Origin of the sequence: Actinoplanes oblitus (genome assembly GCF_030252345.1) — a bacterium.
Classification (GTDB): domain Bacteria; phylum Actinomycetota; class Actinomycetes; order Mycobacteriales; family Micromonosporaceae; genus Actinoplanes; species Actinoplanes oblitus.
The window spans coordinates 7,682,838-7,696,788 of sequence record NZ_CP126980.1 but is presented as its reverse complement, the minus strand read 5'-3'; the positions used below and the strand labels follow the sequence as shown (position 1 = coordinate 7,696,788).

Genomic DNA, 13,951 nt, shown 5'->3' with positions numbered 1-13,951 from the left:
CGAGGGGAGCCCGATGTCCCAGGTGGTCCGGTACACAGTCGACGACGGCACCGTCGTGCAGTTCGAGGTGGACCCGCCGGACGGGTTCGAGCAGGCCTCCGCCGAGCGGATCGCCGGCCAGGTCCGCGACGCGGTCGGCCCGGCCGTCGAGGCGGCCCGCGAGGTCCTCGACCGGGTGCGGGCGCACGCCCCGGACGAGGTCGAGGTGAAGTTCGGGATCAAGGTCAGCGGCACCGCGAACTGGCTGGTGGCGAAGGCCGCGACCGAGGGCAACTTCGAGGTCACCCTGAAGTGGCAGCCCGGTAAGCGATGACCGGCACTGTCCCGCCCGACGACTCGTGGACCCTCGCGGTCCACGCGTCGGAGCGTGACGGCGCGGCCGGCTTCGCGCCGCTGGGCACGGCGGTGGCGATCGACACCCGGCGCGCGCTGACCTGCGCGCACGTGGTGCCGGACGGGGAGATCTGGGTCTCGTTCCCGAAAACCCTGCTGTGGGACGTGCGCCACCGCGTGTCGCGGGTGGAGTGGCACCCCGGCGACCGGACCATCGCCGACGTGGCGGTGCTGCACTTCGACCAGGACCTGCCGGTCGAGGTGGAGCCGGCCCGGCTGCGGGCGCCCGAGCCCAAGGATCTCCAGGGGCTGCGCTGGTGGGCGTTCGGGTTCCCGGTCAGCAGCCGGCTGCACGGCAACGACGCCGAGGGGGCGATCGGTACCGTTCTGTCGCACGGGTGCGTACGGCTCGACACGGACTCGGCCTACCCCGTGGAGGAGGGCTTCTCCGGCTCCGGCCTGTGGGTGCCGGAATACGCGGCTGTGGTGGGCATCGTCGGCCGGGCCCGCAGCGGTGCGGCCCGGATCCGGCCGGGCGACGCGCAGGCGCTGACCCTCGCCCAGGCGGATCGCTTCGTGCCGGCCGAGAAACTGACGATGCTGGTCGGCTGGCGAGTCGCCGACGCGGGCCCGGTGGCGCTCTCCTCCTGGGGCTGGAAACTCGGCGACGATCCGGATACCGCCCGGCATTTCGACTCGCGGGCGCGCGGCGTCACGACGGTGGCCGAGCGGGGGCATCGGTTCCGGGGCCGGGTGGTGGCGCTGCGGGCGATCACCGGCTGGCTGGGCCGTCCCGCGCCGGACCGGCGCGTGCTGGTGGTGACCGGATCGCCGGGAGTGGGCAAATCGGCGGTCCTCGGCCGGATCGTGACCACCGCCGACGCGGACCTGCGGCGCCGGTTGCCGAGCGACGACACCGGGGTGCGGGCCGAGGCCGGCTCGGTGGCGTGCGCCGTGCACGCCAAGGGCAAGACCGCCCTCGAGGTGGCCGCGGAGATCGCGACGGCGGCGTCGGCGGCGCTGCCCGCACGGCCGGACGCGCTCGCCGAGTCGATGGCGGAACGGCTGGAGGCCCGGCCCGGCCGGTTCAACGTGGTGATCGACGCGCTGGACGAGGCGGACACCGCTGACGAGGCCCGGTCGATCCTGAGCAAGGTGGTGCTGCCGCTGGTGCAGGCGTGCGCGGGACGCGGGGTCCAGGTGGTGGTCGGCACCCGGCGCCACGACAGCCGGGGCGACCTGCTGGACGGTCTCGCCGGGATGACCGAGCTGATCGATCTGGATGACGCCCGCTATTTCCAGTTGGCCGACCTGCGCGACTACACGCTCGCGACGTTGCGGATGGACGGCGACCCGCGTCCGGACAATCCCTACGACGAGCCGGCCAACGCGGCGGCAGCGGCGGCGGTGGCGGACCGGATCGCCCGGCTGGCTTCGGGAAACTTCCTGGTGGCGGGCCTGGAGGCGCGGCGGCATGGGATGTATGCGACCCGGCCCGCCGACCCGGGGGCGGTGTCGCTGACGCCGACCGTGCATGCCGCCCTGCACACGTTCCTGAGCGTGTTGCCGCCCGTCGACGGGGTCGCCGCGGTGCTGGTGCTGACCGCGCTGGCCTACGCGGAGTCGCCGGGGTGGACGGTGTCGCTGTGGCAGGCGGCTGCCGGAGCGCTGGGCGGGCGGATCGGCACCGCGGAGCTCGCCGGGTTCGCCCGGTCCGCGGCGGCGAACTTCCTGGTGGAGACGTCGGTCGACGGCAACGAGCCGGTGTTCCGGCTGTTCCACCAGGCACTCAACGACGCGCTGCGGAAACCTCGTGAGGTGCGCGCCGACGAGCGTGCGCTGACCGAGGTGTTCCTGGAGACCGGTCGGCGATCGGGCTGGGCGGCGGCACCGGCGTATCTACTGCGGTCACTGCCGGGGCACGCGGCACGGGCCGAGCTGGTCGACGACCTGCTCGCCGATGACGACTACCTGCTGCACGCCGATCTGGTGCGGCTGATCCCGGCAGCCGCCGAGGCCCGCACCGAGGCCGGCCACGACCGGGCCCGGCTGCTGCGGCTGACGCCTCAGGCGATCGGGGCGTCGCCGCCCGAGCGAGCGGCGATGCTCGGCGTCACCCAGGCCCTGCAGGGCGATCCCGTCACGATCAGCCATCCCCGGATGCCGTATCGGGCCCTCTGGGGCCGGGCCGCGCCCCGGATCGAGCACGCCACGCTGGAGGGCCACACCGATTGGATCAGGGCGTTGTGCGTGGTGGAGGCCGAGGGGCGCACGCTGCTCGCCTCCGGCGGCGACGACGACACGATCCGGGTGTGGGATCCGGTCTCCGGGGCGACGCACGCCGTTCTGGAAACCGGGGAGTTCGTGTATGGCCTGTGTCAGGTGCGGTTCGGTGGCCAGACACTGATCGCCGCCGCCACCACCGCCGGAGCGGTCCAGCTGTGGAATCCCGGGGCCGGGGTGGCTCCGGTGCGGCTCGAAGGCCACGCCGCCGCCTTGAACGCGGTGTGCGAGGTACCGACCCCCGATCGGGTGCTTCTGGCGTCGGCGAGCGACGACGGCACGATTCGGCTGTGGGACCCGGCGACCGCCGGCACGCACGCCGTGCTGCGTGGCCACACCGGCGCGGTGAACGCGGTCTGTGCGCTGGCGACCGCCGAGGGCACCCTGCTCGCCTCGGCCGGCGACGACGGGACGGTCAGGCTGTGGGATCCGGTCACCGGCGCGGCCCGCGCGGTGCTGGACGGCCACGAGGAGGGCGCGATCGCGGTGTGCGCGGTGCGCGAGGACGGCCGGACGCTGCTCGCCTCCGGTGGCGAGGAGGGGTCGGTGCGCCTCTGGGACCCGATAGCCGGGACTCCGGGTGCCGTGCTGGCCGGCCACGTCCGCCGGGTCATGGCCCTGTGCCAGGTACCGGCGAGGGACGGCTCGCTGCTCGTCTCGGGTGGCGCCGACAACACGATCCGCCTGTGGGACCTGTCCACGAATCTCGCCCGGGCCGAACTGCCGGGTCATACCGACTGGGTCCGGGTGGTGTGCCCGGTGCGGGCCGGCGGCCGGACACTGCTCGCCTCCGCCAGCGACGACTGGACGGTCCGGTTGTGGGATCCCGAGCCGGGGGCGGTCCAGGCCGCCCTGCGGGGCCGGGCCGTCACCGGGGTGTGCGCCGTCCGGGCCGGTGATCGGACAGTGGTGGCCGCCTCCGACGCGGAGCTGACACTGCACCTGTGGGACGCCGCCACTGGCGACGCCCTCGTCGTGCCAGATCAGGGGGAGTGGCTCGTCAATGAGGTATGTGCCCTCGCGGTCGATGACGAGGTGCTGCTGTGCACGGCTGAGGACCCCGCGGTACGACTGTGGGATCCGCTCCGGGGCCGGACAGTCCACCTGCTGGAGGAGGACTTCGAGCGGGCGGTCGTGATGTGCGGGATACGACTCGACGGACGGCCCATGCTCGCGTACGGCACCGGCTCGACGATCCGGCTGTGGGACGTGACCACCGGCCGGACGCACGCCGTTCTGCCGATGCGAGACATCGATGTGGTGCGAGCGATGTGCGGGATGCCGGTCGGTGACCGGATGGCCCTCGCCCTCGCCATGAGGGACGGCGGGCTGCGGTTGTGGTACCCGGCGACCGGATCCGTGCAGACCGTGGTCACGGAGAGCGGCGAGGTGGTCAGCGCACTGTGCGTAGTGCCGATCCTGGGCCGGTCGTTACTTGCCTATGCCGAGGGGACCGGGCTGATCCGGCTGTGGGATCCGGTGACCGAGAGCGTGCACGCGTCCCTGGAAGGCCACAACGGCTGGGTGGAAACCCTCTGTGGCGTGCCAGCCGGTGACCGGACGTTGCTGGTCTCCGGCGGTGGCGATCGCACCGTGCGGATCTGGGATCTGGACACCCGCCACCCCACCGACATCGCGATCCACTTCCCGGTGCACTGCTGTGCGGCGGTGGGGCGCGGCGTGGCCGTCGGGACGAGCGGCGGCCTGTTGATGATCGAGCCGGCGGCGGACCACGCCTGATCCGGCGGCGTCACCGCCCGCGCCCGGCACCCGGTCCTGCCATGCTGGACGGGTGCCGACCGTCGACGAGTACGCGCAGGGCCGCCCCGCCCCGCCGTTGCGCGACCGGATCGCGTTCTACTCCGGATACCGGCAGTGCGGCCTGCCGCCCGGCCGGCACCGGGGCCTGCCGTCGCCGTACCTGACGTTGATCTTCACGATGGACGATCCGCTGGTGATCAGCGAGCACCCGGACGGGCGGCAGACCCCGGACACCTACCGGGCGCTGCTCGGCGGCCTGCACCTGCGTCCCGCGATGATCGCGCACGACGGCCGGCAGTCGGGCGTGCAGGTGGCGCTGCACCCGCTCGGCTGCCGCGAACTGCTCGGCCTGCCCGCCGGCGAACTGGCCGGCCTGGACATCGACCCGGCGGCGATCCTCGGCGAGTCGTTCGTGGCGCGGGTCCGGGAACGACTGTGTGCCGCCGTCGACTGGCCGGCCCGCTTCGCGGTGCTCGACGCGGCGTTCGGCGCGCTGCCCGCCACCCGTCCGGCCCGGCCCGGCACCGAGCGGGTCGCGCACGTCTGGGCGGCGTTGCGCCGGGGCGCCCCCGCCTCGATCGCCGAGCTGGCCGGTCAGGTCGGCTGGACGCCGCGTCACCTCACCGACCGGTTCCGCGCCGAGGTGGGCCTGCGTCCCAAGGAGGCGGCCCGGATCGCCCGGTTCGATCGCGCCCGCCGCGCCCTGCGCCCCGGGACCCGCCTCGCCGACCTGGCCGCCGAGCACGGCTACGCCGACCAGTCGCATCTCGTCCGCGACTTCCAGGCGTTCGCCGGCTGCGCGCCGTCCCGCTGGCTGTCGGACGAGTTCGGTTTCGTCCAAGCCGCGGCCGCCGCCGATGACCACGATGGGGTGCATGACTGATCGGAAGACACCACCGCCCCCGCAGGTCTGGCCCACGCTGCGGGCCACCGACGCCCGCGCGCTGATCCGCTTCCTGGTGGACGCGTTCGGGTTCGAGGAGACGGCCGTCCACGGCGCCGGCGACCGCGTCGATCACGCCGAGCTGAGCTGGCCACCGGGCGGCGGCATCATGCTCGGTTCGGTCCGCGACGACCCGGACGACCCGGACAACCCGTGCCAGCTCCCGCCGGGCGTCTTCGGCGCCTACGTGGTCACCGACGAGCCCGACAAACTCTGCGAACGCGCCCGTGCGGCCGGCGCCACCATCGTCAGGGAGCCGTTCGACACCGATTACGGCTCCCGTGACTTCGCCGCCCGTGACCCGGAGGGCAACCTGTGGTCCTTCGGCACCTACCGCGGCGAGCCCCGCTGATCGGTTCCGGTCCGCCGATCACCGCTTTTCGGTACGCCGGGGCGCTCCGTGCGTACCGGAAAGCGGTTTGGTCCTACAGCTGGGCGGCGGTCAGCAACTGTTGCTCGACGACGACCGGGACGCTCAGCGTCTTGTAGCCGACCGAGTCGAACAGGACGGTCATCTTCTCCTCCTCGTAGCCCATCACCATGCCGGTGCCCCACTCGCCGTGGCGGACGTGGCTGTGGATCGGGAACGGGCCCTCCGGCTCGGCCGCGTTGACCGCCTCGGCGCTGCCGTCCAGGCAGTTGTCGCAGTGCCCGCACATCCGGCGGATCTCCTCGCCGAAGTAGGCGAGCAGCGTCTCGGTGCGGCACTGCCGGCTCTCGGCGAAGCCGCGCATCATGTCGGTGCGGGACTTGATCACCGCTTGCTGGCGCTCGTGTTCGGCGATCGCGGCCTTCACCGCCGCGGCCGGCAGCGGCGCGCCGGGCGGTGCGGTCAGCTTGCCGGTCTTGTCGGTACGCACCGCGCCCACCTGCTCCAGCAGCGCCAGGTACTGCCCGAGCCGGCGCTGGCCGAGCCCGGTCGCCTTCTGCAGCGCGGTCTTCGTGGTCGGTCCCTTGTGCAGCGCCTTGGCCAGCCCGCGCAGCTCGTCGGGGTCCGGCCCGCCGCCGTTGAAGAAGCGCTGGATCGCCTCGTCCTCGGCCCGCCAGAGCAGCAGCACCCGCCCCGGCTCGCCGTCCCGGCCGGCCCGGCCGATCTCCTGGAAGTAGCTGTCCGGCGAGTCGGGCAGCGCCATGTGCGCCACCCAGCGGATGTTCGGTTTGTCGATGCCCATGCCGAACGCCGAGGTGGCCACCATGATCTCCACCCGGTCCTCGGTGAAGTCCTCGTGCCGTTGCTCGCGCAGCCCGCCGGCCATCCCGCCGTGGTAGTAGTCGGCGGAGTAGCCGGCCTCGGTCAGTTTGGCGGCCAGCTCCTCGGCGGCCCGCCGGGTCGGTACGTAGACGATGCCCGGCCGCTGTCCCTCGTCGAGCAGCGTGGTCAGCCGCCGCCACCGGTACGCCTCGTCCGGGCAGTGGGTGACCTCGACGAACAGGTTCGGCCGGTCCAGCCCGGAGACGTGGATCTCCGGATCGCGCAGCCGCAGCCGGGCGATGATGTCCTCGCGGACCGGTGGTGACGCGGTAGCCGTCAGCGCCAGCACCGGTGGCCGGCCCAGCCGCTCGATCATGTCGCCGAGCGCCAGGAAGTCCGGCCGGAAGTCCGGTCCCCACGCCGAGATGCAGTGCGCCTCGTCGATCGCGACCAGCCCGGGCTTGAGCGACTTGACCTCGGCCAGCCGCTCCGGGTTGGCCAGCTGCTCCGGGGTGATGAACAGGAACTCGGCCCGGCCGGCGCGCAGCTCGGCGATCGCCTCCTGCTGCTCGCGGGCGGTCTCGGCGGAGCTGACCCGGACCGCACGGATCTTCGGGTCGTTCCGCTCGTTCAGCGCGGTGATCTGGTCCTGCTGCAGGGCCAGCAGCGGGGAGACGACCACTGTCGGGCCGGGCAGCAGCACCGCCGGGATCTGGTAGATCGCCGACTTGCCGGCCCCGGTGGGCAGCACGACCAGGGCGTCCTTGCGACGCAGCACGGCGCGCATCGGCCGGAACTGGCCGGGTCGCAGCGACGGCCACCCGAAGTGGGTGCGGGCCACCTTGCGCAGGCGGGGGCCGTAGATCGGAAGTTTCATCGGGGCGCCTGTGTACCCCTATTTGCCGCCGAACATGCGGCGGATCGCCCAGAGCAGGAAGAGCGCGGCGAGCGCGACGCCGAGCAGCTTGACGGCGTGGATCTGCGACCAGTCGACGGTCGGTTCCGCGAGGGGGGTGAGCGGCACGTCGTCACTCTACCGGCGAACCACCGCAGGTAATAGAAAGGTTTGTTGACTAATGGGTGTGGCGGGTGTGACCATAGGTCCCCGAACGGGGGAGAACGTTCACATAGGCGTTCGCGCACGTAGACGGAGGTACGGGGGATCATGTCCAAGCACGGCGAATTGCCGGAACTCGCGGCTGCGGTCCTCCAGCCGGGCTTCGTCGGCACCTCCGCCCCCGACTGGGTCCGTCGCTGGCTCGGCGCGGGTCTCGGCGGCGTGGCGCTCTTCGCCCGGAACGTCGAATCGCCCGCCCAGGTCGCCGCGCTCACCGCGCAGCTGCGCGCCGAGCGGCCCGACGTGATCGTGGCCATCGACGAGGAGGCCGGCGACGTCACCCGGTTCGAGTCCCGGCTGGGCAGCTCCCGCCCGGGCAACCTGGCGCTCGGCGCGATCGACGACCCGGAGCTGACCGAGGCGGTCGCCCGGGACCTGGGCCGGGACCTGGCCGCGGCCGGCATCACGCTGGACTACGCGCCGGACGCGGACGTCAACAACAACCCCGACAACCCGGTCATCGGGGTACGCGCGTTCGGCGCCGAACCGCTGCTGGTGGCGCGGCACACGGCCGCCTTCACCCGGGGGATCCAGGCGTACGGCGTGGCGGCCTGCGCCAAGCACTTCCCCGGACACGGCGACACCGCCGTCGACTCCCACCACGACGTGCCGCTGATCTCCCAGAGCGCCACCGAGCTGGCCGCCATCGAGCTGATCCCGTTCCAGGCCGCGATCGCCGCCGGCACCCGGGTGGTGATGACCGGTCATCTGCTCGTCCCGGCCTACGACGCCACCCTGCCGGCCACCCTGAGCCCGCGGATCATCACCAAGCTGCTCCGCGAGGAACTCGGCTTCGACGGCCTGATCGTCACCGACGGGATCGAGATGCAGGGCGTACGCCGCCGCTTCGGCCTGGAGGGCGCCACCGTGCGCGCCCTGGCGGCCGGGGTGGACGCGATCTGCGTGGGCGGCGACCACGCCGACGAGGAGACGGCGATCCGGCTGCGCGACGCCATCGTCGCCGCGGTGCTCGCCGGCGAGTTGTCCGAGGAACGGCTCCGGGACGCGGTCGCGCGGGTCCGGGCGCTGGGTGACTGGACCACGCGTACCCAGCGGGAGGCCGGCGTGGTGCACGGCGCGCGGCCCACCTCCGAGCTCGGCTCGGACATCGGGTTCGCCGCCGCTCGCCGCGCGATCCGGGTCACCCGCGCCGAGGGCGCGCCGGCCCTGCCGATCGCCGGCGTCCCGCACGTCGTCGAGTTCTCCCCGGAACGCAACATCGCGATCGGCAGCGAGACCCCGTGGGGGATCGGTGCGCCGCTGGCCGGGCTGCTGCCCGGCACCACGTCGGCCCGCTTCGACGCCGACGACCTGGCGGCGCTCGGCGACCCGGCCGGCGCGCTGCTGGCCGGAGCCGCCGGACGGCCCCTGGTCCTGGTGGTCCGGGACGCGCACCGGCACCGCTGGATCGCCGACACCCTGGACCGGGTGCTGGCGGCGCGGCCGGACGCGATAGTGGTCGAGATGGGCATCCCGATCAGGGTGGTCGGCGGGGTGCACGTGGCGACGTTCGGCGCGACCCGGGCGTGCGGCCAGGCCGCTGCCGAGCTGATCGCGGGCGCTGTGGTGCCGGAGCCGGTCCCCGCCTGATCGCCGCCGTGGTGTCCGGTGCACCCGGGTAGCCCGCATCCGGCGATGTCGCCCGCCTGCGTGGCTGGTCGTGGTGGTGGTGTCCGGGCTGGTCGTGGTGGTGGTGTCCGGGCCCGGGAGTGGGCCGTGGGCGCCAGCCGGGTGGGCGTGGCTGGTCGTGGTGGTGCTGTCCCGGCCCGGGAGTGGGCCGTGGGTGCCAGCCGAGTGGGCTAGTGGGTGACCAGATCCGCGTATTCCGGGTGTTCCGTGAGGTAGTGGGCGAAGAACGGGCACGACGGCACGATCCGCTGCCCCCGCGACCGGAGCAGCTCCAGGGTCATGCGGGCCAGCTCGCCCGCCAGCCCGCGGCCGCGCATGTCCGGCTGGGTCTCGGTGTGCAGCACCGCCAGCACGTCCGCCCCGCGCGGGCGGTACGTCGCCAGGACCGCCACCTCGCCGTCGACCAGCAGCTCGAACCGGTGCTCGGCGGCGTTGTCCTGAACCGGGTACTCGCTCACGAACAGCCTCCTCGAGATCGATCCACAGCCTACGGTTGCTCGTCGCCCGTACCGTGGTAAGGGTGTTGATCTCCTCGCGTCGCCGCCGCGTCGCCGCCGTCCTGGTCTCCGCCGCCCTCGGGGCCGCCCTGCTCACCGGGTGTGGTGACGACGTGAGCTGCGGCGTCGACCAGTGCACGGTGACCATTCAGCGGGAGACCGACGCCAGCGTCGAGGTGCTCGGCGTGCGGGCCGAGTTCGTCAGCGCCGACGACGACACCGTCACCCTGCAGGTGGCCGGCCAGCAGGTGACCCTGACCAAGGGGCAGCAGGCGGTCGAGGTCGGCGGCCTGCAGCTGTCGCTGTCCAGCGTGACGAAGAGCGCGGTTCAGGTGCAGGTCGCCAAATGAGCCGCGGAGAATAGCACCCGGAGTTTGGCGGAGGGCGCGTTCGGTCACATTGAGGGGCATGTCCTCGACCTCCTCGAACGTCAGATATCACGCGTCCCGCGCGGCGGACAGCAAGCCCTTGGAGTTCCTGGCCCGGGGCGGCTTCGTCGGGTACGGCATCATCCACTTGCTCTTCGCCTGGATCGCGCTGCAGCTCGCGTTCGTCGGTTCCGGCAAGGAGAGCGACCAGTCCGGCGCGCTCACCGAGTTGGCCCGGCAGCCGTTCGGCAAGACCTTGCTGGTGATCATCGTGGTCGGCCTGTTCGCGATGGCACTCTGGCAGGCCTTCGAGGCCGTCGTCGGGGAGAGCGGCGAGCAGACCCGGAGCGCGATCGCCGAGCGGGTGATGTCCGGGATCCGGGCGGTCCTCTACGTCTACCTGGGCTGGCTCGCGATCAAGGTGATCCAGGGCGCGAACGCCTCGATGGGCGACAAGTCGGAGAGCAAGTCGGCCGGGCTGATGCAGTCCGACGGCGGCCGGTTCCTGGTCGGCCTGATCGGCGTCGTGGTCGTCGGTGTCGGGATCGGGATCTTCATCTACGGCCTGAAGCGCAAGTTCACCAAGCACCTGAACGTCCAGCAGATGCCGCAGACCACCCGGCAGCCGATCATCCGGCTGGGGATGTCCGGTTACATGGCCAAGGGCGTCGCGTACACGGTCGCCGGTGTGCTCTTCGTGGCCGCCGCGGTGACCTACGACCCGGACAAGGCGCGCGGCCTGGACGCGGCGCTGAAGACCCTGGCCGGGCACCCGTGGGGCGTCTGGCTGCTGGGCCTGATCGGGCTCGGGATCGCGGCGTTCGGGGTGTACTGCATGGCGCAGGCCCGCTATCGCAAGATTTGACTGACACTCCACGGCGGGCGGGTGTGAGCTGTATCCGACATCCGCCGTAGCGGGTGTGTGCCGGACCCCTCCTGGGGCAAGTTGGAGCGCTGGCACTGCACTCGACCGTGGAGAGGAAAGTTCGTGTCCAGCGTTCTGACTGCCGTGCTCGGTGTCACCGGGGCCGCTGTCGTGGCCCTCGGATTCGTCGAGGCGGCGCACTGGGCGATGACCAGGATCGGCCGCCGCTCGGCGCTCGCCGCGGAGCTGGCCACCACCATGCACCGGCCGTTCCTGCTCACCGTCACCCTGTTCGCGATCCAGCAGGCGATCCGGGTCGTCGCCGGGGAGTTCCCGGGCCGGGCCGGCGTGGTGCACCTGCTGGTGCTGCTCTGCATCGGCTCGTTCGGGTGGCTGGTGGCCGCGCTCCTGCTCGTCCTGGAGGACTTGACGCTCGCCCGGTGGCGCACCGACGTACCGGACAACCTGCGCCGCCGGCGGATCAAGACCCAGGTGGTGATGCTGCGCCGGGTCACCGTCGCCGCCATCGTGGTCCTGACCATCGGCGTGATGCTGATGACCTTCCCCGGGATCCGGGCGCTGGGCGCCAGCGTGCTCGCCTCGGCCGGTCTGGTCAGCGTGATCGCGGCGCTGGCCGCGCAGAGCACGCTCGGCAACGTCTTCGCCGGCCTGCAGCTGGCGTTCAGCGACGCGATCCGGGTGGACGACGTGGTCGTGGTGGAGCAGGAGTGGGGGCGGATCGAGGAGATCACCCTGACCTACGTGGCGGTGCAGATCTGGGACGACCGCCGGCTCATCCTGCCGACCTCGTACTTCACCACCAAGCCGTTCCAGAACTGGACCCGGTCCAGTTCGGCGGTGCTCGGCACGGCCGAGATCGACGTGGACTGGTCCACCCCCATCGAACCGCTGCGGGCCGAGCTGCGGCGGGTCTGCGAGGGCTCGGAGCTGTGGGACGAGCGGGTCTGCGTGCTTCAGGTGACCGAGGCGACCGGCGGCATGATCCGGCTGCGGGCCCTGGTCAGCGCGGCCGACGCGGGCGCCCTGTGGGATCTGCGCTGCCTGGTGCGGGAGCGGCTGGTGGCCTGGATGTGGGAGAACCAGCGCGGCGGCCTGCCCCGGATGCGCACCCAGTTGGACGAGAGCGATGACGGGGTGGCGCCGATGCGGCAGTCTCGGAGGCCGGGGGTGTCCCCGGACGCGCGGGTGTTCAGCGGCAGTGACGACGCCGAGGCCCGGGGAGCGGCGTTCGGTGGCGCGGACGGGCATGGCGACGCCGTTTCCGCCGCCGCCGCTGTTTCAGGATTGAGCGGCAGGTGATCAGGGCATACAGCCCACACAGCGAAAGGGGGAACGATGGCCGATGTGCTCAACGGCAGGACGGCTCGACCGTTGTCCGAGCAGTCCACCGCGGAGCTGGTGCAGCGCGCCAGTGAGCAGCTGAGCAAGCTGGTCCGGGACGAACTCACCCTGGCCAAGGCCGAGCTCGCGGAGAAAGGTAAACACGCGGGGATCGGCGCCGGCCTGTTCGGCGGCGCGGGTGTGTTCGCCGGATACGGGGTGGGCGCCCTGATCGCGACCGCGATCATCGCGCTGAGCCTGGTCTGGCCCGCCTGGCTGGCCGGCCTGGTGGTCACCGTGGCGGTCTTCCTGATCGCCGGCGTCCTGGCGCTGATCGGCCGATCCCAGTTCCGCCGGGCCACACCGCCCGAGCCGAAGGCCGCGATCGAGGGCTTGAAAGCCGATGTCGACGAGGTCAAACACGCGGTGGAGCGAGGCCGGGCATGAGCGAGTCCAACGGGACCACCACGAAACCGGATCTGGTGGCGCTGCGCGCCGAGATCAAGCAGACCCGGGCCGAGCTGGGTGACACCGTGCAGGCCCTGGCGGCCAAGGCGGATGTCAAGGCCCGTGCCCGGGAGCAGGTGGTGCACGCCCGCGAGCGGGTTCGCGAGCAGGTGCGTGAGCAGGCCGCCGCGGTGCGGCTCAACCCGGCGCCGATCGTGCTGGTCGCTGCCGGTCTGGCGGCGATCGCCGGAATCATCTTGATCGTGCGAGGGAGGCGCTGATGGCGGGCAAGCTGGAGAAGATCGCACTCAAGCCGGTCAACCTGGCGCTGGGCGTCGCGGCCGGCACGGTGGCCGGCATGCTCTTCAAGCAGGTCTGGAAACTGGCGTCGGGCGACGACGACGCGCCGGACGCCGGTGACGAGAGCCGGGGCTGGGGCGAGGTGCTCATCGCCGCGGCGTTGCAGGGCGCGATCTTCGCCGTGGTGAAGGCGGCCGTCCATCGTGGCAGCGCGGCCGGGACCAAGCGGCTGACCGGTCACTGGCCTGACTAGATCATCACCGGTATAGACAGGTGTCTTGACGGCTCCCCACTTCGTAACCGCGAAGTGGGGAGCCTTTTCCATATCTGCCACGCTTTATTGGATTCCTTCGAGGGGCAGCTTTCCGGCCCGATTTTCGGGTACAGTGTGGCCAGTTTTTGCGTACGTGGTTCGCTGCTTCCGTCAGGCGGCGGGACACCGGCCCTTCCCGGGAGGGCCACGAGGTGTCGCAAAGCCGAGCGGATGGGACGTCCTCTGAAAGGGCCGCCTCGCGGCGCCGCTGCTCGAAAACGGTCATCGGCCCCGCGCTCCGCTGCCGCGTAGGGCGGGCCGGCATTTTCAGAAGGAGAGTTCAGCATGGCGCAAGGAACCGTGAAGTGGTTCAACGCAGACAAGGGCTTCGGCTTCATCACCGTCGACGGCGGGGGTGCTGACGTGTTCGTCCACTTCTCGGCCATCCAGACGAGCGGTTACCGCACTCTGGAGGAGAACCAGCGGGTGGAGTTCGAGATCGCCCAGGGCCAGAAGGGCCCGCAGGCGGAGCAGGTTCGCCCGCTCTGAGACCAATCCGCCGGTCGCGAGGCCGGCACGCCGGCCGCCTGGCGGAGGCCGGCCTGACCGGTGGCCCCGCACC

The 13,951-nt window shown here is 72.2% G+C and carries 15 protein-coding genes; 12 read left to right on the top strand and 3 right to left on the bottom strand.

Annotation, left to right across the window (positions count from 1 at the left end):
- Positions 1 to 13: 13 nt before the first annotated feature.
- From Actob_RS34200 to Actob_RS34185, 4 genes are read left to right on the top strand one after another with little or no spacing between them, the layout of a single operon-like run.
- Positions 14 to 313: a CU044_2847 family protein gene (locus tag Actob_RS34200; protein ID WP_284916029.1), complete on the top strand. Its 300-nt coding sequence runs from the start codon at positions 14 to 16 to the stop codon at positions 311 to 313.
- Positions 310 to 4,356, top strand: coding sequence for a trypsin-like peptidase domain-containing protein (locus tag Actob_RS34195; protein WP_284916028.1), 4,047 nt, complete (start codon positions 310 to 312; stop codon positions 4,354 to 4,356). The genes Actob_RS34200 and Actob_RS34195 overlap by 4 nt, the downstream gene beginning before the upstream one ends.
- Positions 4,357 to 4,408: 52 nt before the next feature.
- Entirely contained in the window at positions 4,409 to 5,260 is an 852-nt protein-coding gene (locus Actob_RS34190) for a helix-turn-helix domain-containing protein (protein ID WP_284916027.1), read from the top strand.
- Positions 5,253 to 5,672 carry a VOC family protein gene (locus Actob_RS34185; RefSeq protein WP_284916026.1) on the top strand — a complete coding sequence of 140 codons (420 nt, stop codon included), beginning with the start codon at positions 5,253 to 5,255 and terminating at the stop codon, positions 5,670 to 5,672. The genes Actob_RS34190 and Actob_RS34185 overlap by 8 nt, the downstream gene beginning before the upstream one ends.
- Before the next feature lie 73 nt (positions 5,673 to 5,745).
- Here the strand turns inward: Actob_RS34185 and Actob_RS34180 are convergent, their stop codons facing one another.
- Together Actob_RS34180 and Actob_RS34175 are read right to left on the bottom strand one after the other, a co-directional pair.
- Positions 5,746 to 7,389, bottom strand: coding sequence for a RecQ family ATP-dependent DNA helicase (locus Actob_RS34180; protein ID WP_284916025.1), 1,644 nt, complete (start codon positions 7,387 to 7,389; stop codon positions 5,746 to 5,748).
- An 18-nt stretch (positions 7,390 to 7,407) separates the two neighbouring features.
- Positions 7,408 to 7,536 carry a hypothetical protein gene (locus Actob_RS34175; RefSeq protein WP_284916024.1) on the bottom strand — a complete coding sequence of 43 codons (129 nt, stop codon included), beginning with the start codon at positions 7,534 to 7,536 and terminating at the stop codon, positions 7,408 to 7,410.
- A gap of 141 nt (positions 7,537 to 7,677) precedes the next feature.
- Here Actob_RS34175 and Actob_RS34170 point away from each other — a divergent pair, with 141 nt between their 5' ends.
- Positions 7,678 to 9,219, top strand: coding sequence for a glycoside hydrolase family 3 protein (locus Actob_RS34170; RefSeq protein WP_284916023.1), 1,542 nt, complete (start codon positions 7,678 to 7,680; stop codon positions 9,217 to 9,219).
- A 209-nt stretch (positions 9,220 to 9,428) separates the two neighbouring features.
- On the opposite strand, the gene Actob_RS34165 is transcribed toward Actob_RS34170, so the two are convergent.
- A complete protein-coding gene (locus tag Actob_RS34165; protein WP_284916022.1) occupies positions 9,429 to 9,716 on the bottom strand; it encodes a GNAT family N-acetyltransferase in 288 nt (95 codons plus the stop codon).
- A gap of 62 nt (positions 9,717 to 9,778) precedes the next feature.
- Here Actob_RS34165 and Actob_RS34160 point away from each other — a divergent pair, with 62 nt between their 5' ends.
- The 7 genes from Actob_RS34160 (at position 9,779) to Actob_RS34130 (ending at position 13,878) form a co-directional block, all read left to right on the top strand.
- Positions 9,779 to 10,105 carry a hypothetical protein gene (locus Actob_RS34160; RefSeq protein WP_284916021.1) on the top strand — a complete coding sequence of 109 codons (327 nt, stop codon included), beginning with the start codon at positions 9,779 to 9,781 and terminating at the stop codon, positions 10,103 to 10,105.
- 58 nt (positions 10,106 to 10,163) lie between these two features.
- Complete coding sequence (locus Actob_RS34155) at positions 10,164 to 10,988, top strand: DUF1206 domain-containing protein (RefSeq protein ID WP_284916020.1); 825 nt, start codon at positions 10,164 to 10,166, stop codon at positions 10,986 to 10,988.
- Between the two features lie 123 nt (positions 10,989 to 11,111).
- Positions 11,112 to 12,308: a mechanosensitive ion channel family protein gene (locus Actob_RS34150; RefSeq protein ID WP_407653474.1), complete on the top strand. Its 1,197-nt coding sequence runs from the start codon at positions 11,112 to 11,114 to the stop codon at positions 12,306 to 12,308.
- Between the two features lie 36 nt (positions 12,309 to 12,344).
- Positions 12,345 to 12,776 (top strand): phage holin family protein, encoded by a 432-nt coding sequence (locus tag Actob_RS34145; RefSeq protein WP_284916019.1) that lies wholly within the window; start codon positions 12,345 to 12,347, stop codon positions 12,774 to 12,776.
- A complete protein-coding gene (locus tag Actob_RS34140; protein ID WP_284916018.1) occupies positions 12,773 to 13,057 on the top strand; it encodes a DUF3618 domain-containing protein in 285 nt (94 codons plus the stop codon). Before Actob_RS34145 ends, Actob_RS34140 begins: the two co-directional genes overlap by 4 nt.
- The gene (locus Actob_RS34135; RefSeq protein WP_284916017.1) at positions 13,057 to 13,329 is read left to right on the top strand and encodes a DUF4235 domain-containing protein; all 273 of its coding nucleotides are present in this window, start codon (positions 13,057 to 13,059) and stop codon (positions 13,327 to 13,329) included. The genes Actob_RS34140 and Actob_RS34135 overlap by 1 nt, the downstream gene beginning before the upstream one ends.
- A gap of 345 nt (positions 13,330 to 13,674) precedes the next feature.
- Positions 13,675 to 13,878, top strand: coding sequence for a cold-shock protein (locus Actob_RS34130; RefSeq protein WP_011905669.1), 204 nt, complete (start codon positions 13,675 to 13,677; stop codon positions 13,876 to 13,878).
- The last annotated feature ends 73 nt before the right edge of the window (positions 13,879 to 13,951 follow it).